The sequence below is a fragment of the Polynucleobacter sp. AP-Jannik-300A-C4 genome, from assembly GCF_018688335.1.
In the GTDB taxonomy this organism is placed as follows: Bacteria; Pseudomonadota; Gammaproteobacteria; order Burkholderiales; family Burkholderiaceae; genus Polynucleobacter.
Window position 1 is genome coordinate 1,744,085 of the sequence record NZ_CP061316.1, and the last position, 20,682, is coordinate 1,764,766.

18 protein-coding genes are annotated in these 20,682 nt (G+C 46.3%); 13 read left to right on the plus strand and 5 right to left on the minus strand.

Annotation, left to right across the window (positions count from 1 at the left end; all coding sequences use genetic code 11):
* Positions 1–80 precede the first annotated feature (80 nt).
* A complete protein-coding gene (locus FD975_RS09080; RefSeq protein WP_215302061.1) occupies positions 81–491 on the minus strand; it encodes a rhodanese-like domain-containing protein in 411 nt (136 codons plus the stop codon).
* Positions 492–573: 82 nt separating this feature from the next.
* On the opposite strand from FD975_RS09080, the gene FD975_RS09085 reads away from it, so the two are divergent.
* From FD975_RS09085 to FD975_RS09125, 9 genes are read left to right on the plus strand one after another with little or no spacing between them, the layout of a single operon-like run.
* On the plus strand, positions 574–1,836 hold the full coding sequence (locus tag FD975_RS09085; protein WP_215302063.1) for a putative Na+/H+ antiporter: 1,263 nt from the start codon (positions 574–576) through the stop codon (positions 1,834–1,836).
* Between the two features lie 55 nt (positions 1,837–1,891).
* The gene (miaB, locus tag FD975_RS09090; protein ID WP_215302065.1) at positions 1,892–3,250 is read left to right on the plus strand and encodes a tRNA (N6-isopentenyl adenosine(37)-C2)-methylthiotransferase MiaB; all 1,359 of its coding nucleotides are present in this window, start codon (positions 1,892–1,894) and stop codon (positions 3,248–3,250) included.
* A gap of 1 nt (position 3,251) precedes the next feature.
* Complete coding sequence (gene ybeY / locus FD975_RS09095; protein ID WP_215302072.1) at positions 3,252–3,728, plus strand: rRNA maturation RNase YbeY; 477 nt, start codon at positions 3,252–3,254, stop codon at positions 3,726–3,728.
* Between the two features lie 56 nt (positions 3,729–3,784).
* Entirely contained in the window at positions 3,785–4,624 is an 840-nt protein-coding gene (locus FD975_RS09100) for an HlyC/CorC family transporter (protein WP_215302073.1), read from the plus strand.
* An 8-nt stretch (positions 4,625–4,632) separates the two neighbouring features.
* Positions 4,633–6,156 carry an apolipoprotein N-acyltransferase gene (gene lnt, locus FD975_RS09105; RefSeq protein WP_251371188.1) on the plus strand — a complete coding sequence of 508 codons (1,524 nt, stop codon included), beginning with the start codon at positions 4,633–4,635 and terminating at the stop codon, positions 6,154–6,156.
* Positions 6,157–6,216: 60 nt separating this feature from the next.
* Complete coding sequence (gene glyQ, locus FD975_RS09110; protein WP_215302074.1) at positions 6,217–7,101, plus strand: glycine--tRNA ligase subunit alpha; 885 nt, start codon at positions 6,217–6,219, stop codon at positions 7,099–7,101.
* Between the two features lie 16 nt (positions 7,102–7,117).
* On the plus strand, positions 7,118–9,256 hold the full coding sequence (gene glyS / locus FD975_RS09115) for a glycine--tRNA ligase subunit beta (protein ID WP_215302075.1): 2,139 nt from the start codon (positions 7,118–7,120) through the stop codon (positions 9,254–9,256).
* Entirely contained in the window at positions 9,253–9,825 is a 573-nt protein-coding gene (gene gmhB, locus FD975_RS09120) for a D-glycero-beta-D-manno-heptose 1,7-bisphosphate 7-phosphatase (protein WP_215302076.1), read from the plus strand. Before glyS ends, gmhB begins: the two co-directional genes overlap by 4 nt.
* A gap of 7 nt (positions 9,826–9,832) precedes the next feature.
* A complete protein-coding gene (locus FD975_RS09125; RefSeq protein WP_215302077.1) occupies positions 9,833–10,573 on the plus strand; it encodes a 1-acyl-sn-glycerol-3-phosphate acyltransferase in 741 nt (246 codons plus the stop codon).
* Between the two features lie 4 nt (positions 10,574–10,577).
* Here FD975_RS09125 and rsmA read toward each other — a convergent pair whose 3' ends face one another.
* From rsmA to FD975_RS09145, 4 genes are read right to left on the minus strand one after another with little or no spacing between them, the layout of a single operon-like run.
* A complete protein-coding gene (gene rsmA, locus FD975_RS09130; RefSeq protein ID WP_215302078.1) occupies positions 10,578–11,357 on the minus strand; it encodes a 16S rRNA (adenine(1518)-N(6)/adenine(1519)-N(6))-dimethyltransferase RsmA in 780 nt (259 codons plus the stop codon).
* A 4-nt stretch (positions 11,358–11,361) separates the two neighbouring features.
* Positions 11,362–12,378 carry a 4-hydroxythreonine-4-phosphate dehydrogenase PdxA gene (pdxA, locus tag FD975_RS09135; protein WP_215302079.1) on the minus strand — a complete coding sequence of 339 codons (1,017 nt, stop codon included), beginning with the start codon at positions 12,376–12,378 and terminating at the stop codon, positions 11,362–11,364.
* Positions 12,353–13,801 (minus strand): peptidylprolyl isomerase, encoded by a 1,449-nt coding sequence (locus tag FD975_RS09140; protein ID WP_215302080.1) that lies wholly within the window; start codon positions 13,799–13,801, stop codon positions 12,353–12,355. The genes pdxA and FD975_RS09140 overlap by 26 nt, the downstream gene beginning before the upstream one ends.
* Entirely contained in the window at positions 13,798–16,332 is a 2,535-nt protein-coding gene (locus tag FD975_RS09145; protein ID WP_215302084.1) for an LPS-assembly protein LptD, read from the minus strand. Before FD975_RS09145 ends, FD975_RS09140 begins: the two co-directional genes overlap by 4 nt.
* A gap of 32 nt (positions 16,333–16,364) precedes the next feature.
* On the opposite strand from FD975_RS09145, the gene FD975_RS09150 reads away from it, so the two are divergent.
* Genes FD975_RS09150 through FD975_RS09165 form a run of 4 tightly spaced genes read left to right on the plus strand, consistent with a single transcriptional unit; the run spans position 16,365 to position 20,626 of the window.
* Positions 16,365–17,366: an aminoglycoside phosphotransferase family protein gene (locus FD975_RS09150; RefSeq protein WP_215302085.1), complete on the plus strand. Its 1,002-nt coding sequence runs from the start codon at positions 16,365–16,367 to the stop codon at positions 17,364–17,366.
* 12 nt (positions 17,367–17,378) lie between these two features.
* A complete protein-coding gene (murU, locus tag FD975_RS09155) occupies positions 17,379–18,095 on the plus strand; it encodes an N-acetylmuramate alpha-1-phosphate uridylyltransferase MurU (RefSeq protein ID WP_215302086.1) in 717 nt (238 codons plus the stop codon).
* Positions 18,088–19,458: an aminopeptidase P N-terminal domain-containing protein gene (locus tag FD975_RS09160; protein WP_371743376.1), complete on the plus strand. Its 1,371-nt coding sequence runs from the start codon at positions 18,088–18,090 to the stop codon at positions 19,456–19,458. Before murU ends, FD975_RS09160 begins: the two co-directional genes overlap by 8 nt.
* A 10-nt stretch (positions 19,459–19,468) precedes the next feature.
* Positions 19,469–20,626: an FAD-dependent monooxygenase gene (locus tag FD975_RS09165; RefSeq protein WP_215302088.1), complete on the plus strand. Its 1,158-nt coding sequence runs from the start codon at positions 19,469–19,471 to the stop codon at positions 20,624–20,626.
* Positions 20,627–20,682 lie beyond the last annotated feature (56 nt).

A 20,682-nucleotide genomic window follows, 5' to 3' on the forward strand; every position in this document is an offset into this window, starting at 1 on the left:
CCCCTTAATGAATACCAATCAACTAGATTGACCCTAGATGGGGTCAAAATCCAGCATTTCAAGGCTCAAAATGGGGTGGACTAGGCGGAATGGGGTTTTGGGTGCTTTTCAGCCACAGTAAGTCCCGCCTTTTTCCAGGCGCTAAAACCGCCCTCTAAGTGGCAAACACGGGGAACTCCCATTTTTTGAAGAGTTTCGGTGGCCAAGGAGGACCTCCAAGCCGAGGCGCAATAAAGCACTAAACGCTTACCCTCACCAAAAATCGGCTTGAAATAGGGACTTTTAGGGTCCACCCAAAACTCCAGCATCCCCCGAGGAGCATGAAAAGCACCGGGAATCATGCCTTCTCGCTCTAATTCCCGAACATCCCGAATGTCGACAAAAACAGTATTTTCATCATCAAGCAGGGTTTTGGCCTGATCCAAGGGCACCGTTTCAATCTGAGCCATCGCATTGGCGATTAAATCCTCATAACCCAGAATTAAACTCATATTTACCCCTGTATAGATAGTGATTAATGGCAGTCAAACAAAAATCGAATTAGTTAAAACTACAGTCTGATAATATCTTCCCATGAACTTTACCCCTACAGAACTCGGTGCCAGTATTATTTTTGCGATAGCAGTACTGCACACCTTTAGTACTTCCTATTTTGAAACTCTAGCCAAAAATTCTCGTCTGCATTCGGGCTTATGGCACCTACTTGGCGAAGTAGAAATTGTCTTTGGTTTCTGGGCAGCAGTACTGCTAATTTATATCGGTTTTACGACTGGCCTTGATAGCGCCAGAGAATACGCAAGCAAGCGTAATTTCACAGAGCCGCTTTTTGTATTCGCCATCATGGTGGCTGCCGGTAGCAAGCCTATCCTGACTTTTGCAACCCACCTTCTTTATAGCTTGGGTAAGTTTTTACATGTGGCCTTACGAACTCGTGAAGCCCCCATGTTGTACTTCCTCACCTTGTTCTTAACACCATTGCTGGGTTCATTTATTACTGAGCCAGCAGCGATGACTCTTGCAGCCTTCTTATTGCGTGATTTGGTATACAAACATAAATGCTCTACCCCCTTACTCTTTGGAACTTTAGGGGTACTTTTCGTCAACGTCTCGATTGGCGGTACGTTGACCAATTTTGCTGCGCCGCCCGTACTGATGGTAGCTTCTACCTGGGGTTGGTCAAGCAGTTTCATGTTCTTTAACTTTGGCCTAGCATGTAGTGCGGCGATCTTTATCAACTCACTAATCCTGACACTGTTGTTCCACCGCCAGCTCGTTGAACCAGAAGAGAAAAAGATTCCTGAAAAAATTCCGTTCACCGTTACTTCAGTTCATTTGCTGTTTTTAGCAGGCATTGTTTACTTCGCACATGACCCAGTTATTTTCATGTGGCTCTTGTTATTCTTTATTGGCTACACCACTGCTTATCCAAAACATCAAAGCCCGTTGATTTTGCGTGAGGCCTTATTGGTTGGATTCTTCCTTGCTGGCTTGGTAGTCTTAGGTGCCCTACAAGGTTGGTGGCTGCAGCCACTGCTCGAGAAAATGAGTCCAACAGCAGTCTTCTACGGAGCAACCGCGCTTACTGCAATTACAGACAATGCAGCATTGACCTACCTGGGATCCCTAGTCACAGGTACCTCGGATGAATTCAAATTAGCTTTGGTAGGTGGCGCGGTGGCTGGTGGCGGCTTAACCGTTATTGCTAACGCACCGAATCCAGCTGGTTTGGCGATCTTGCGCAGTCACTTCCCGAATGGCGCAGTTTCTGCACTGTATCTCTTCCTAGGCGCATTGCCTCCAACGATTGTTGCTATTTTGGCTCTGCGCTTGCTGTAATTTGTTTTTTGTAAAATTTGAGCTTGGCCCCCAGTTATAAACCTGAGAACGGCATATGAAAAAGCTCTATATCAAAACCTTCGGCTGTCAGATGAACGAGTATGACTCGGGCAAGATGGCCGACCTCTTGCATGCCGATGCGGGCATGGTCATGACTGACACGCCTGAAGATGCGGATGTCGTTCTACTGAACACCTGCTCTATTCGTGAAAAAGCAGAAGATAAAGTATTTTCTGATTTAGGTCGCTTGCGTGAACTCAAAAAAACCAAACCCGATTTATTAATTGGTGTTGGAGGTTGCGTCGCCAGTCAAGAAGGTCAACAAATTATTAGCAGGGCGCCTTATGTTGATGTCGTCTTTGGTCCGCAAACATTACATCGCCTATCTGATCTGATCGCTCAACGTCGCGAAACCGGTAGATCTCAGGTAGATATTTCTTTCCCGGAGATAGAAAAGTTTGACCACCTACCTGCCTCGCGCCAAACTCGTGGCTCTGCTTACGTCTCCATCATGGAAGGCTGCTCAAAGTATTGCAGCTATTGCGTAGTTCCTTACACTCGTGGCGAAGAAGTATCGCGTCCGTTTGATGATGTATTAACTGAAATAGCAGGCCTAGCTGCGCAAGGCGTAAAAGAAATTGTTTTACTCGGTCAAAACGTCAATGCCTATTTGGGCAAAATGGGTGATACGGAAGAAATCGCAGACTTTGCACTCTTGATTGAATACGTTGCAGAGATTCCAGGTGTCGAAAGAATTCGCTTTACCACCAGTCATCCCAAAGAATTTACCCAGCGCTTAATTGATGTCTATGCCAAAGTTCCCAAGTTGGTGAGTCATTTGCATCTTCCGGTACAACACGCATCCGACTCGGTTTTATCCGCCATGAAACGTAGCTATACCGCTCTAGAATACAAAAGCATTATTCGTAAGATGCGCGCAGTGAGGCCCGACTTGACACTCTCTAGCGACTTCATTGTGGGCTTTCCAGGCGAGACCGATGAGGATTTTGCAAAGCTCTTGAAGATGGTGGAAGAGCTTAATTTTGATAACAGCTTTTGCTTTATTTTCAGCGCACGTCCCGGGACACCTGCTGCCAACCTGAGTGATGACACGCCTTATGAGGTCAAACTCAAGCGACTACAAACATTGCTTGCCCTAGTGGAGTTACAAGCAAATCAAATTAGTAAAAACATGTTGGGCAATACTGAGCGAGTACTCGTTGAAGGCCTAGCAAAAGATGGTGTAAATCTACAAGGTCGCGCTGCTAACAATCGCGTGATTCATTTTGCTGCACCAAATGAAGATATTGAATCCCTCCTAGGTGAAATGGTAGACATACGCATTACCGAAGTACTCAATTACACTCTCCGAGGTGAGCTTATTAGCGAACTCGCTTCAACCCATACCCATTAAGATGGCAGTCAAGCAAGCGACTTCCTCAAAATTGGAAATTGATATTCAATTTGCTAGTGCTCCCATTGAAGATAAAGTGCTGACGATTGCCTCTTTAGCAGCAATTAAAAAATGGGTGAAATCTAGCACCCACCTGAGCGGTCTTATCACCTTGCGCTTCGTCAATGCTGCTGAGGGTAAAAAGTTGAATTTTGCTTTTCGGAACAAAGATTACGCAACCAATGTACTCACCTTTCCATATGAGCTAACTAAAAAGACATTGACTGCTGATATTATTTTTTGCCTTCCCGTAATTCAAAAAGAGGCAAAGGAGCAAGCTAAAACTACTAAGACTCACTTAGCTCACCTCATTGTTCATGGATGCTTGCATGCCCAAGGACTTGACCATGAGAGCAATGCTGAAGCAAGAAAAATGGAAAGCAAAGAAATCGCCATTCTCAAATCCCTGGGTTTCACAAACCCTTACGCACCCATTTAAAGCATCCTCAACACCTCGTTCACTGAATTTACATATTTTTACGATATTCTTATTACATGCCTGACCCCAATAAATCCCTTTTAGAACGCTTGGCCGATTTTTTAACGCCACAGCCAACCAGCCCAGCAGAACGTCGCCAAGAACTTATTGAGACCCTCAGAGAAGCACAGTCCGAGGGCTTGATTGATGCGGATGCCCTCTCCATGATCGAAGGCGTATTCCAAGTGGGGCAACTGTGCGCTCGCGATATTTTGATTCCTAGAGCTCAGATTGATTGGATTGACATCAACCAATCTCTGCCTGAAATTATCCAGAGTGTAATTACTGCAGCCCACTCACGCTTCCCCGTATTCGAAGGTAGTCGCGACAATGTCATTGGCACCTTGCTTGCAAAAGACTTATTGCGCCACTCTTCTGAAAAAGATTTTCAAGTACGCGATTGGCTCCGCCCCGCAGTTTTCATTCCAGAATCTAAACGTTTAAGTGTTTTGCTGCGCGACTTCAAAGACAACCGTAATCACCTGGCTATTGTTGTAGATGAATACAGCGGCGTAGCTGGTGTGATCACAATTGAAGATGTGCTCGAGCAAATTGTTGGTGATATTGAAGATGAGCATGATATTGATGAAGAGGCAGATAACCTGATCTCTTTAGATAATGGCGATATTCGAGTTAAAGGCATTACAGAGCTAGAACAATTTAATGAGGCTCTAGGCACTCAATTTCACGATGAAGATATTGAAACTATTGCCGGCTTAGTCATTCAACATCTTGGTCGAGTACCAAAGATGGGCGAACTGATTGAGATCGACGGAATAGAGTTTGAGGTTCAGCGCGCTGACCCAAGACAGATCCATATTCTGCTCGCGCGACAACTTCCTAAAAAACTTCCCTGAGAATTAATTTGATTGATCAGCAATCAACCAGGTTTAGTAATGGCATCAATGTGTTGCTGCTATTTTTTCTGGGAGCCTTGCTAGCCGCTGCTGCTGAGCTCACTTATGGTGGCTGGATACAAATCCCCATTCTCAGCTTGATTTGGTGGAGGATGAGTCAGCAAGCAAGATCGTCCATTAAAAATCAATTTATCTCCGGAATGTCTTTTGGTCTAGGCTACTTTGTTCTGGGCTTATGGTGGATCTACATTAGCCTGCATGATGTCGGTGGTATGCATGCAGCTCTTTCTGGGTTTGCCGTCCTGCTCTTATCTGCCTTTTTGGCCATCTATTTTTCAGTCGGCACCCTCTCGCTAGTCATCTTTAAACGCTCTCGTATCACTGGCTTGCTTCTAGCAGCAAGCTGGGTCTGCGTTGAGTATTTTCGTGGCGTGATATTTACAGGCTTTCCTTGGATGGGGCTTGCTGAAGCGCAATTTAACGGCCCCTTCGCGCCAGTTGCGCCACTCTTGGGCGGCCTAGCCTGCACATTTTTAGTGGTGTGGGTCTCTTGGGAAATCAGTCAGTTAAAGAAAAATATGTTCTTTAGCAGTGCTTGCATTATTTCTACGATTGCACTTGCACAACTCGCCAGCTTCTGGACCTTCACAAACCCAGTTGGCGAGCCACTGAGCGTTCGTTTAATTCAAGGTAATTTTGAGCAAAGCCTCAAGTTCAACCCCAAATCCATTGAAGACCAGTTTAGCTTTTATACCAATGCCATCGAAAGTCAGGCAGCCGACCTCATCATTACTCCAGAGACCGCATACCCTTGGCTACAAAGTAATCTACCTGCAGGATTATTGGGCTCGCTCCAACAATTTTCTACCAATACCTCCAGCAATATTTTGCTTGGTTTGATTGGAGAGGTGGCTGGCTCTAGTAATCCGAAGTACACCAATCGGGCTCTTGGACTCTCTCCTAATGCTCCAAGCTATCAATATGACAAATCCCACTTGGTACCCTTTGGTGAATTTATTCCGCCCGGCTTTCATTGGTTTGTGAATGCTTTCCATGTTCCTATGAGCGACTTTGCACGCGGCACATTAGATCAAGCCCCCTTCAGCATCATTCGTTCCGGCAAGGAATCAATTCATGCGGCCATCACGATTTGCTATGAGGACGTATTTGGCGGGGAGCTAGCATCCCGAATTGATCAGAGCAGTAAACCCGTTAACCTGTTGATCAATATGACTAATCTAGCTTGGTTTGGGGACTCTCAAGCACCAGCGCAGCAATTAAGACTATCCCAGTTACGCTCCCTGGAGACTGGCCTCCCAGCGCTGCGAGCCACAAATACCGGCATTACGGCAGCCCTTGGCCCAGACGGGAAAGTGCTATCTCAGCTTGGCGAATTTACCCAAGGCGCGCTCAGCCTGAAGATTCAAGCCTACTCTGGCAAAACCCCTTATGTCATTTGGGGAAATGCCCCCATTTTGAGCCTTTCTTGCCTCTTGCTCATCCTAGGTCTGATTCGCCATAAACGAAACTAATCGCGATTTCATGGTTCACCTGCTTAGCCATGTAAAATCAAAGGCTTAGCCAGGTAAATCATGCTTACTTTTCAGCAAATCATTCTCAAACTCCAAGATTACTGGGACCAACAAGGTTGCGCCCTATTGCAACCTATTGACCTTGAGGTCGGTGCCGGTACATCTCATACAGCTACTTTCTTGAGGGCCATTGGCCCTGAGCCATGGAAAGCGGCTTACGTCCAACCTTCACGCAGACCAAAAGATGGTCGCTACGGAGAAAATCCAAACCGTTTGCAGCACTACTACCAGTACCAGGTAGTGCTGAAACCTGCACCAGAAAATATTCTTGAGCTCTACTTAGGCTCGCTTGCTGCTTTAGGTCTTGATCTTCAAAAAAACGATGTTCGCTTTGTTGAGGACGATTGGGAAAACCCAACCTTGGGTGCCTGGGGCTTAGGATGGGAAGTTTGGCTTAACGGCATGGAAGTAACTCAGTTCACTTATTTCCAGCAAGTAGGTGGTATTGATTGCAAACCTGTTTTAGGCGAAATCACCTATGGCATTGAGCGCTTAGCGATGTACATCCAAAATTGCTCCAACGTATATGACCTCGTTTGGGCCGACGGCATCTCTTATGGCGACGTGTATCACCAGAATGAAGTGGAGCAATCTTGCTACAACTTCGAGCACTCGAATACCGACCTCTTGTTTACAAACTTCACCAATTACGAGAGTGAAGCCAAGCGTTTGATGGAAGTACCCTTAGCCTTACCCGCTTACGAAATGGTACTCAAGGCTGGACACACCTTTAACTTACTGGATGCGCGCGGCGCTATTTCAGTGACTGAGCGTGCTGCTTATATCGGACGCATCCGTAACCTATCTCGTGCAGTAGCGCAGGCTTACTTTGAGTCCCGTGAGAAGTTAGGTTTCCCGATGTGCCAACGTCAATCCAAAGCCTAATCAGCTCGATCTAATTATGAGTACACCGAATTCCCTCTCTCAATCAGACAATCTTCTGATTGAAGTATTTACAGAAGAGTTGCCACCAAAATCATTACGACGCTTAGGTGACGCCTTCAGTGATGGTATTTATTCCACACTGAAGTCCGCTGGCCTCTTAAGTGAAAATTCTGTTGCTACTGGCTTCGCTACACCGCGCCGCCTTGCTGTTCAAGTTACGAATGTCTTGAGCCAAGCGCCAGACTATCCAGTACGCGAAAAATTACTGCCAACCAGCATTGCTTTTGATGCTGAAGGCAAAGCTACTGCGCCCCTACAAAAGAAATTAGCCTCTTTGGGTTACGCTGATATCCATCTCTCCACCCTGGAAAAATCAGGTGAAGGAAAAAATGAAGCGCTATATCTCAATGTCGTCGCTAAAGGGGCAGCACTAGAACAAACCGCTCAACAAGCGCTTGAGCAAACACTCAGTAAATTACCCATCGCAAAAATGATGCACTATCAAGTGCTACAAAAAAATGGTGAATTAGCTGACGTTGAGTTTGCTCGACCTGCACACCGCATTATTGCCTTGCATGGCAAACAAGTCCTTAATATCAGCGCACTAGGAATTGATGCAGCCAATCAAACTGAAGGTCATCGCTTTTTAGCTCCAGGTCATATTACGATCGCCTCCGCAGATCAGTATGAATCCGATCTCAGCACTAATGCCAAAGTATTGCCAAGCTTTGATAAGCGTCGTGCATTTATCGAATCTGCATTATTAAAAGCTGCTGGTACTGATTTAGTGCTGATGCCAGATAGCCTATTGGATGAAGTAACCGCTTTGGTTGAGTGGCCAGCAATTTATGAATGTCATTTTGATCAGGAGTTCTTGGAGGTTCCTCAAGAGTGCTTGATTCTGACGATGCAGACCAATCAAAAATACTTTGCATTGACTGATAAGCAAGGCAAGTTACGCAATCGCTTCCTCATTGTTTCTAATATCGAGACTGATAAGCCAGAAGCGATTATTTCTGGTAACGAACGTGTAGTGCGCCCGCGCCTATCCGATGCGCGCTTTTTCTTCCAACAAGATCAAAAGCGCCCGTTAGCATCCCGTGTAGCTGATCTTGGAAAAGTGGTTTATCACAATCAGCTTGGCAATCAATTGGATCGCACTAAGCGCGTTCAAGGAATTGCAGTAGGTATTGCCAAAGCCTTATCAGCTAATGAGGCCTTAGCAAGTCGCGCCGCTGAAATTGCTAAAACCGATTTACTAACCGATATGGTTGGCGAGTTCCCAGAGCTTCAAGGCATCATGGGTCGCTACTATGCAACGCATGATGGCGAAGATGCCGAAGTCGCGTCCGCTTGCAGCGAACACTACATGCCCCGCTTTGCTGGAGATGCGCTTCCACAGACTCAAATCGGCACCATTCTCGCTATTGCAGACAAGCTAGAGACATTGGTCGGCATTTGGGGTGTTGGTCTTGCACCGACAGGTGACAAGGACCCATATGCCTTGCGTCGGCACGCTTTAGGTATTTGCCGTCTTTTGCTAGAGAAGAACCTGAGCCTTAGCCTGCCTGAATTAATTGAACTGGCTCGTAAACAATTTCCACAAAAAGATGTTCAAGAAAAAGCTAAGGGTGAAGATATTTACGCCTTCATCATTGATCGTCTGCGCGCTTACTTACGCGACCAAGCGGTTGCAGGCAAGCCATTCACGACCGAAGAGATTGATGCTGTATTAAGTCAGTCACCCGCTCAACTCAATGATTTAATTGATCGCTTATCTGCATTGCGTGAATTTAATGCCTTAGCGGAAGCTGCTCAGTTAGCAGCTGCCAATAAACGCATCAGCAATATTCTCAAAAAGAATGTAACTGCTATACCGGCGGCTTGTTCCGGCAATCTCTTACAAGTTCCTGCTGAAATCGCTCTCCATCAGGCGCTTGAGAAACTCACCCCAACACTGAGTACCGCCTATGAGCAGCGTCAGTTCGTAGATCTCTTGAAAGCACTCGTAGCTCTCAGCGCCCCGATTGATCAATTCTTTGCCGATGTGATGGTGATGGATCCAAATCCAGAGCTGCGTGATAACCGCTTGGCTCTCCTGCAACAACTTCACCAGAAAATGAATCTCATTGCCGATCTCGGCAAATTAGCATGAGCATCAGCTCTTCTAAACTCATCATTCTGGATCGCGATGGCGTGATCAATGAAGATCGGGATGATTATGTGAAGTCGAGCGATGAGTGGGTTCCACTGCCTGGCAGCCTTGAGGCAATTGCACTACTCAATCAAGCTGGCTATCAAATTGCTGTGGCGACGAACCAGTCTGGTTTGGCACGAGGCTACTTTAATATTAACGATCTCCATGCCATGCATGCCAAGATGGACAAGTTGCTCAAGCCTTTAGGTGGTCACATCGATAGTATTTTTTTCTGCCCCCATACCGATGCCAATGCATGCGATTGCCGCAAGCCTTTGCCGGGAATGATGAAAGAAATTGCATTGCGTTATAAAAAAAATCATAGTAACAGTCCTTTATTGGGGGTACCAATTGTTGGCGATTCCTTGCGCGACCTTCTAGCGGGCATCGCCTTAGGTGCTAGCCCGCATTTAGTCTTAACCGGCAAAGGTAATAAAACTTTGGAAAAGGGTGGCCTCCCTGAGGGGACACAGATTCATGCAGATTTGATGGCATTTGCGACCGCACTCCTGCTAGATAAGGTTTAATAGAAACATGATTTTTATTCGCTCAGCCCTATTTACGCTCTTCTTGCTGATATTTACGCCGATCTGGTCAGTGCTCTGCATTCTCGTTTTTCCTATCCTGAATCCTGAAAATCGCTATCGCTTTATAGGTCTGTGGAATAAGGTCGTGATCTGGATTTTGCAACCCCTCTGTGGCATTCGTTACGAAATTCGCGGCATGGAAAACATGATGGCGGTTTTGGATAAACCGGTTGTTGTATTGAGCAAACATCAGTCTGCCTACGAAACCATTTTTTATATTGCCAAGCTTCCTAAGCAAGTCTGCTTTGTTTTCAAAAGAGAGTTGCTTTGGATTCCTTTCTTTGGTTGGGCCTTGGCTTTGCTCAAGATGATTCACATTAATCGCAATAGCAAAGAAACTGCCGCCCTCTCCGTTGTTGGTCAGGGTAAAAAACGTTTGAGTGAAGGCAAATGGATTTTGTTATTTCCAGAGGGCACTAGAACACCGACCGGATCCCACCAGCCATATAGCAAAGGTGGCGCAAGACTGGCGAGTGCTACTGAGGCACTGGTTATACCCATTGCTCATAATGCAGGTCGATGCTGGCCCAAGAATAGCTTTCTAAAGCAACCTGGAACAGTCATCTTCTCAATCGGACCTGCCATCACCTCCGTCGGAAAAACGGGCGGACAACTGCATCAAGAAGTTGAGAAATGGATTGAGGCTGAAATGCGCGTGATTGATCCTAGCGCTTACCAGCAAAGCTAGAAACTTAGTGGGCTAAAGTTTTAGCCCACTCAATATAGCGCTCCACCGGAATATCCTGAGCACGCGCTTTCAATTCAGATTCAGATAAAGAGAGTCGATCAGCAAAAGCCGATAGGTTGGTGCGTAGCATTTTTCTTCTCTGAGAAAACGCTGCGGCCACGACCTTTTCCAAGGCATGCCACTGCGCATCACTTAAGTTGAAGTCGCGTCGCGGAATCATGCGCACGACTGCTGAATTCACTTTAGGTTGTGGGTCGAAAGCTTCGGGCGGGACTTCTAAAACTTGCTCCATATCGTAGCGAGCTTGCAGCATGACAGATAGCCGGCTAAATTCAGAACCGCCAGCCTTAGAGACCATGCGCTCAACCACTTCAGCTTGGAGCATGAATACCTGCTCATCAATCGCATGGGCAGCAGAAACAAGATGAAAGAGTAATGGCGAGGAAATGTTGTAGGGCAAGTTACCAACTACCTTACACAGGCCACTATTAGCTGGACGCGCTTTTGCCCATTCGAGGAAGTCAAACTTAAGTGCATCTCCCTCGATGATATTGAGACCCTTGAGATTCTCTTGCTTCCAGTACGCGACCAAGTCTCGGTCAATTTCTAGAAGGTCTAAATGATCTAGGTTATTTAACAAAGGTCTTGTGAGTGCGCCAAGACCGGGGCCGATCTCAATAACATGCATATTTTCGCTGGGATTGATTGCAGCAATAATGGAATAAATTATTCCAGAATCCTGCAGAAAATTTTGGCCAAATCGTTTACGAGCGCGATGCGTCATGTCTTTAGATTCTTTTCTTGATATTTACTGCCAATTGATAGGCAAGTCGCAAAGCCTCCAATATGCTACCTGAGTCAGCTAAACCCTTACCAGCAAGGTCTAGAGCTGTACCATGATCTACTGAAGTCCGGATAATCGGCAAGCCTAAGGTGACATTCACTCCACCACCAAAGCTCACAAACTTAAATGGTGCGAGACCCTGATCGTGATACATCGCAATGAATGCATCCACACTATCCAAGGCTTTGGCATCAAACATCGTATCACCAGGATAAGGCCCACTCACCTGAATACCTAGATCTTTAGCAGCTTTGATAGCAGGTTCAATGACATCAATTTCTTCACGACCAAGGTAGCCTGATTCACCTGCATGAGGATTTAGTCCCGCCACCCGAATCACAGGCTTAGCAATGCCAAATTTTGTCTGCAAGTCCTGATCGACAATCTGAATCGTTTCTAAAAGATACTGTTGATTTAACGCTCCGGGAACTTCTCTCAAAGGTAAATGGGTTGTAACTAAAGCCACTCGGAGGTCGCGACTTTTCTGCAAACCTAAAAAACCTGATGGTAATGTTGCGCATAACATCATGACAACATGCTCTTGATAGCAAAGCTGAGCTAGATATTCAGTATGTCCAGTAAATAAGTCGTCACGTGAAACATTGCCCTCGTTGATAACACTCTTTTGTATAGGCGCAGTTACCACCGCATCAAAACGACCTTCAAGACATCCCTTAACAGCGGCATCCAGAATATTCAGGACATACTGAGCATTTTTAGGATTGAGCTGACCTGCAATTGCTGGGGTAGCTAAGGCGATCGATTCCACCTGCAGGCGGTTCGATAACTCTTGAGGAATCTTACTCGCCGGAATCAAGCTGGGGTCAGCAAGCAAAGTAATCGTACTTGCGGGCTGCTCTTGCAAGAAGGCTAAAGCAGCTGCAAGAGAAACCTCTGGACCAACCCCTGCGGGCTCTCCAGAACTAATGACTAAATTAACGAGGGCTGGCTGCTGGATCATCTGCGTTAATGATCTTCACCGTAGCGGTGTCGCGTAATTCACGTAACCAATCTTGATAAGCCTGTTCGAACTTACGCTCACGGATTGCTGCGCGGGCAAATTGACGCTGCTTCTCCAGAGTTAATTGTGCTTCACGACGCTCGAGCACCTGAATCAAATGCCAACCGAACTCGGTCTTCACTGGGTTGCTGACTTCACCAATTTGCAAGCGGTTCATAGCTTGATCAAACTCAGGAACTAAATCACCAGGACCCATCCAACCCAGATTTCCACCGTTAGCAGCAGATCCATCTTCAGAATACTTTTTAGCCAGTTCGCCAAAATCAGCAGTCTTTGCGCGAACCTGGTCTCGATAGCCGGCGAGGCGTCTTTCAGCATCCTGATCCGTTAAACCAGCACGACTGCGCAATAAGATATGGCGAGACAAGGTCTGCGTCACCATAATGTTTTGTGGGGTAGTTGTACCTTCTTGGGGAGGAGCTTGCTGCGGCTCAGGAGCACCAGTAGCTAAGGCGCGACGATCAAGAACCTTGAGTACGTGATAGCCAGCCGGGCTTCTTACTACTGCATTAGCAAGTTGCCCGCTACCTGTATTTCTCACAGCCTCATAAAATAATTGCGGCAAGCGATCTGGTGTACGGTAACCTAATTCCTGAAACTTAATTTTTGGATTGTCTTTTGCAGCCATTGCACCCAGCTGCAAAAAATCGACATCACCACGCGCTTCTCGCAATAAAGATTCTGCTTGCTTCTTTGCTGCGGCCTGAGCACCAGCACCTGCACTCGCATCTACTGGAATAAAAATCTGAGCTACATCGATTTCCTCTGGCTCACCTTTAGCGGCTGGAGTAGATCGTGCCGCCCTTCCCCCTCCAGCTACTTCACGATTGCGGTCAGTAATGAAATTATCCACCTCTGCATCAGAAATCTTAATCTTGCCTTCTACCTCGCGCTCACGATAGCGACTAATGATTACATCATCACGCAACATTTCACGATAGCGATCATAGGTGCTTCCAGTCGCAGCAATTTTTACCTTCAGTTCAGCAACTGTTAATTTATTCTTAGCCGCTATATCACCAATAATCTTGTCGAGTTCCTTGTTGCTAACTGCAACACCTTCTTGCTCAGCATTTTGCAGTTGGATCTTTTCGACAATCAGACGCTCGAGCACGGTCTTACGTAAAGTCGCTGCGTCAGGAAGTTTGGTTCCCTGCTTTTGTAAGGCCGTAATGCGATCATCAATCTCTTTACGCGTCACGTAGCCTGTATTTACGACCGCTGCAACACCATCAATATTACGAATTTTGCTATCAGCCGCAGTCTTTGAGCCATCTTGTGCAAGCGCGAACTGAGTCATAAGAGCAGTGCCAGCCAAAATCATGGCTGCAAGGGCTTGGTTAAATCGATTCCTACGCATCATTGATAGTTCTCGTATATTGAAGGTGGTATAGGCTTGGAAGTAGGCATGTATCCAGGAACATTTAGCTTCATGATATCAACTGGATTACTACCAGCGCTACCAAATCCCCTAAATTCTATTTGGAATAAAACCTGGGTAGTGGTTATTTGTGAGGTATTGAGCATTTGAGAGTAAGCACCGCGTAAGGTCCAGCAATCGCGCATCCACTCTAAACCCACTAAAGTGTTAAGCGTTTTAGTTGTTAACGCGTCATAACCCCATCGACCCAATGCTGAAACCTCTCGGGTGAGAGGCCACTGCCCAGATATATTGTATTGATCAGTAGTCGTCTGAGCTAGTGTGCCCAGCGTATTATTTTGCACTGAAGCCTGTGTTGGAGGGCTCCAAACGTTTCTATACCCAAAATTCAAATTTCTACCAGGCGTAGGACGCCAGCTTCCACCAACGGTTGTCTGAACCAATTTATTTAACTGGGTGTTGTACTGCCCAAACATATCTGCACTAAAGTTACCTAGCAGGCGCACAGACGCTGAGCCCAAGGTATCGGAGTAGGTTGTTGGATTGGCAATGTTTCCATTAAGGCCAACTCGCTGCCCCGAAAATGCTTGGCGCTGTGCAAGGGTTACGTTAGCTCGCTCTGCGCCAGTATTAGCCTCAATCATCCGACTAGTTAAGCCACCAGTCAGCTTATTGTTATCCGCAATACGGTCATTACCAATAAATGTATTTTCACTAAAAATTTGGGTAACACCAAAACCCGCATCTGCCGTATCAAACAGTGGAGTTTGAGCCTGACTTTCATAGGGGGTATAAACATAAAACGCTCTTGGCTCCATGGTGAGCAACATATCGCGCCCAAAGAAGCCCTTTAATTCAGCGGCATCTCTTTCAAACGCCAAACCAGAATCAAGACTGAATGTGGGTATGGTAAAGCCTTGTGCAGCTGGCGCTCCCACAGGGTTATATGGGGTGGCATTATAAGTATTCGACTGAAAGCTGACCTTAGGAGTGATGTAATAACCGGGTGTAATCTGAGGTAGTGACATTGCACCTTTAATAACTGTTCGATCTGCTTGGCTAAATGCACCTGGAGCAGTTGCCTGTAGGTTTCCACCAATGTTGTAAGCAAATCGGGTGTAGTCAGTTGAAAACGTTGTTACAGGGCCTGATGGCAAGGTAATGTATTTACCGCTAGCGTCAGCCACCGTTGGAGTTAAACGGTTGTTATAGGTGGCAGTGATATTCGGCAAAATATTGTAGGGAGATTGCACAGTCACCGTTGGATCAGGCTGCAATGTCTGGAAAGTCATCGCTCTTGCGGCAACCGTCCAATTGCTTAAACTTCCGGTTAAGTTCTTAGTAGTACCAACCTCTTGACGAAATTGATTGGTAACTGCGCCGGCAATACTTTGTGAAAAGTCGGTCGGATACAGGTTATCTGAAACCCGCGCCACATTGGCATAACCAGTCCAAGCACCAGCAATGGGGACACCACCCATACCCACTAAATCACCACTAAAGTTCTGTCTTTGCTGCCAGTCATAGCGCCAACGATCCGTGCCAGTTTTGCGATCGTAAGGCAGATAGTCACCCATTAAGTTGCCAGAGTACTGCTTATCCAAAAACTGATACTTAGCGCCCAATTGCACTCCACGTTGGCCCATTACTCGAGGCAACAATAGCAAGTCACGATTAGGCGCAATATTGACGTAGTAGGGCGTCGTCACATCGATACCATTATTGGAGTTATAACCGGCTACCGGAGCCAGAATTCCGGAACGGCGTTGATTTGATGTTGGTGCAGTGAAGTACGGAACATAAGCAATGGGAACATCAAAGAATCGCATGACACCGTTTGTACCAACCATTTCTTTTTGCTCGTTATCAATCTCAAGCGTACTAGCCGTGAAATACCAATCTAAGTTTTCTGGGGTGCAAGTTGTATAAGTTGCTTTATCAAATACAAATACATCTGAAGTTTCAATCGTTAATTTTTTTGCATTGCCACTTGCTCTGTTATCACGCAATTCGTAATTCGGAGATTCCATTTCACCATCACGAGCATCTACCCGAAAACGCGCCTTTGGTCCTTTGAAAGATGCATTACCTTTTGAAAATTCAGTATTGCCCAATAAGTTAGCTACATCAGAATCAGGATCATATTTAATTTCATCGGCTTTGATCACTGCACCGTTACGTCGAATTTGCGCACGTCCCTTTAAGCGCATTTCACGATCGACAATTCCATCAATCGAATCACTGGAAGTAAACGTCAATGCATTACCATCAGCGATAGGCTTACCAACCCGTAATTGATCATCCAACTTTAAGACAGTGACATCGCCACGATCGGGGATTAATACGGAGTTAGCAGAGCTACCTAATGACTGTGATGAAGGAGGTAAAGGTGCAGGTGCCTGAGCCATACTTAAGTGGGCAAATTGCGACAATGCAACCCCCATCATTACGCGTAGGGTGACAGATAAAAAAAGAGGGGCACAAAGGCCAGCGCGACGGCGATAATGACTCATAGATCCAGACCCCGCTATTATACGAATCGACCATGACTGACTCTCGCTTAGACACCCTCCGTAACTGGCTAAAAGGCCTTGAACCTAGCTGGCAATTAGATCTCCCCACTTTAGCCCCCGCCTCGGCAGATGCCAGCTTTCGACGGTATTTCCGGATTGAGTCCAAAAACCCGGATTTTCCGACTTTGATCGTGATGGATGCCCCACCCCAACATGAACCCTTAGATGCCTTTATTAAGGTCGATTTATTGCTTGAAAATGCCGGTTTAAATGTCCCGAAAATTCTAGAAAAAAATGTCGTCGAGGGCTTTCTTTTACTCAACGATCTTGGCACTAAAACTTTCCTTGCAGAGCTCAATTCTCAGAGAGCGGATCATCTATACAAAGATGCGACACATGCTTTAGTACAGATGCAGTTAGCGAGCAAACCTGATGTCCTGCCAAACTATGATGAAGCACTTCTACAACGTGAGCTTGATTTATTTCCTAAGTGGTATTTAGAAAAGCATTTGCAGATGGAGTTAACTGAACTTCAAATCTCTCAAATGAAGCAAGCATTCGAACTCATTATTCAAAATAATCTTGCTCAATCAAAAGTCTACGTTCATCGAGACTATCACTCACGAAATCTGATGGTGACCGAAAAAAATAATCCCGGTGTTATCGATTTTCAAGATGCAGTTTATGGCCCGATTACTTACGATGCTGCCTCCCTCTGGCGTGACGCATACATTGCATGGCCCGAAGAACGCGTGATAGATTGGGTCATTAAATTTTGGGAAGCTGGCCGCAAAGCAGGATTGCCAATGCCAGATGATTTTGGTCAGTTCTATCGTGACTTCGAGTGGATGGGCTTGCAGCGACACCTCAAAATTTTGGGGATTTTTGCAAGGCTATTTCATCGCGATGGTAAAGATGGCTATCTCAAAGATATTCCATTGGTACTCGAGTACGCGATTGCAACCACAAATCGCTATATTGAATTAAAGCCCTTGGCACGTATTTTGGAATCGACACGCTCCAATCAGAATTAGTCATCATCAATCATGAATAAGCGCAATCTCGTTCCTTGCTTTTTACTGGCCGCAGGTCGAGGCGAACGCATGCGTCCACTAACCGATGAGCTGCCTAAACCACTCCTCACCATTAAAAACAAATCCTTACTCGCCTGGCATTTAGAAGCACTCAGTGCGGCAGGCATTGAGAATGTAGTGATTAATCATGCTTGGCTTGGCAATAAGATTGAGCAAGCCCTAGGAAATGGCAGTCAATTTAATTTGAATATTGCCTACTCTCCAGAAACTATCGCCTTAGAAACAGCAGGTGGCATTTGTAAAGCACTCCCCTTGCTGAACCCCAGCGATTATTTCTTAGTGATTAATGGGGATGTTTTTAGCCCAAATCTACCGATTGCGCAGCTTTTGGAACAAATTTCCAGTTTACGAAGCATGCCAAATCAACCTTTGGCACATCTTTTGATGGTTCCCAATCCAGTTCAACACCTCGAGGGGGACTTTTATCTAAAAGGCTCCCAAGTGGCCTCTGAATCTCTGGCCGATGCCGAAAAACTAACTTTTTCCGGTATCGGCATCTACCATCGAGACCTCTTTAAAGATGTAGAGTTGGGTGTACCTGCTAAGTTAGCCCCACTCCTCAGGGAGGCTATGGCCAAAAATCGAGTGTCTGGTGAAAAATATGCCGGTCCGTGGCACGATGTAGGTACACCTCAACGATTACAAGAGCTCAATGCAGCGCATGAATAAGTCCACTATTTACCAACAACGCCGGGTTGAACTCGCAAAGCTGATCTGCGCCAAAACTAGCGGCGGCATTGTCATCATCACTACAGCACCCGAGACTGCGCGCAATCGCGATAGCGAGTTTCCTTATCGTCACGACAGCGATTTTTTCTACCTCACTGGTTTTGAAGAGCCAGGTGCAACACTCGTATTAAAGATTGCTGGATCAGCATCACAAGCACAACTGGAATCACATCTCTTTTGCAGACCCAAAGATGCAGAGCGTGAGATTTGGGATGGCATTCGTTTAGGGCCAGAAGCTGCACCCTCAATCTTGGGCGTGGAATATGCCTACAGCAATCATGAGCTAGATAAAAAATTGGGTGAGTTATTAGCAGATCAAGATGCGGTCTACATTCGTCTTTCAGAAAGCGCTGAAACAGATCGTCGCTTACGTCATTGGATGAAACAAGTACGGTCTCAGGCACGTGCTGGAGTTAACCCACCATCTGAGTTTCATGATGTAGAGAGTTTGATTCATGAAATGCGTCTCTTTAAAGATGCCCATGAAATCGATATCATGCGCCGCGCTGCCGAAATTTCTGCACGCGCGCATATTCGTGCTATGCAAACCTGTAAACCCGGTATGCGTGAATATCATCTCGAAGCTGAGCTTCTTCATGAATTCCGCTATAGCGGTGCGCAAAGCGTTGCATACAACAGCATTGTTGCTGGTGGTGCCAACTCCTGCATTCTGCATTACCGTGCTGGTGATGCCGAACTACGTAGTGGTGAACTCTGTCTGATTGACGCGGGATGCGAGCTGGATGGCTACGCTTCAGACATCACCCGTACATTTCCAGTGAATGGTCGGTTCACAGGGCCGCAACGTACGCTGTATGACATCACCCTAGCATCACAAGAGGCAGCAATTGCAGCAACCAAACCTGGAAATACATTTATGCAGCCACATGAGGCAGCGTTAAAGGTGCTCACTCAAGGCCTGATTGATGAGAAGCTTCTCAAGCTTGCAGAAGTAGGTTCTTTAGACAATGCAATTGAGACTGGCGCCTATCGTCGCTTCTATATGCACCGCACCTCGCACTGGTTGGGTATGGATGTTCACGATGTCGGCTCGTATCGCGAACCACTGAGCACATCAACAGATTCCGCTGAAAAACCATGGCGTATTCTTAAATCTGGCATGGTCCTCACCATTGAGCCAGGCCTATACGTTCGCCCAGCAGATGATGTCGATGAACGCTTCTGGAATATTGGCATCCGCATTGAAGATGATGCAGTAGTGAATGACTCAGGATGTGAATTGATTTCTCGCGGCGTACCAGTCAAAGCTGATGAGATTGAAGCACTGATGAAGAATAATTAAGTTGCGAAGCATGTCAGCAAAGAGCTTCGATATTTTGATTCAAGGTGGTGGACCAGTTGGTCTAGCCTGCGTAGCATGGTGCTTGCAAAAATTTCCAGAAGCTAAGATTGTCTTGCTCGATCGCAACCCTATGAATGATGCAGATTTAGCTGCTGCCGATAGCAGAGGGATAGCCTTATCGCACGGTAGCAAACTCTTGCTCGACACCATCAAGGCATGGCCTACAGAGTGTGCGGACATTTATCGAGTTCATGTCTCACAAGCAGGTCGTTTTGGCCGCGCTCTGATGACTCGCGAAGAGCTTGGGCAAGATGCTCTAGGTCACATCGTTCGTTATCGAGATATTCATCTCACACTGCGTCAGGCTTTAAGAGTCATTAAAACAAAGAGTTCCAATTTTGTTTGGGAGCACATCAATGCTGATACCGATACTTCACATATTCTAGCCAAATGCGTAGTGCATGCTGAAGGCGGTTTATTTAAAACCCAAGATTGGGTTGAGTCCGGCAGAGACTATGAGCAGTCCGCTTTAGTTGGCTTAATCGAGGTTGAGGATGCAGTACCCCATCAAGCATGGGAACGCTTTACTTCCGAAGGGCCTTTAGCAGTTCTGCCGAGTCACTATGGTCGCAATATTCTGAATCTGGTTTGGTGTGGAACGCCAAGCTCTTCACAAGCACGTCTTGCTTTAAGTGATGCTGATTTTCTAAAGAGCCTGCAAGCCGAGTTTGGTTCGCGTATTGGTCAGTTCCTCAAAATCCAAGATCGCCGTCTTTATGATCTAGGCCTCAACTACCGCAAAGAAATTACTCAGGGCAATGAGGTTTGGATTGGTAATGCCGCCCAAACTTTGCATCCCGTTGCAGGACAAGGCCTTAACCTTGGATTAAGGGATGCCTATCTCTTGGCCGAAAAACTCAGCATCCTCTTCTCCAAATCTGAAGATCAAAAAACTGTAACGGCCATTGAGGCGACATTGCAGGACTATGCCCAAAGTCGGAAGGTCGATCGATCCGCCACCATTGGCCTAACCGACTTCATGGCCAGAATCTTCACTTCCAATCTATTGCCCATTGTGATCGGCCGTGGCTTGGCTTTATCGGCCCTCCAGTGGCTCCCGCCAGTTAAAACAGCCTTAGCCCGGCAGATGATGTTTGGCAGGCGCTAAGAGGCTTAAATAGACTCCAAAATACAAGCATTCATCATTTGATCTAAATCATGGAA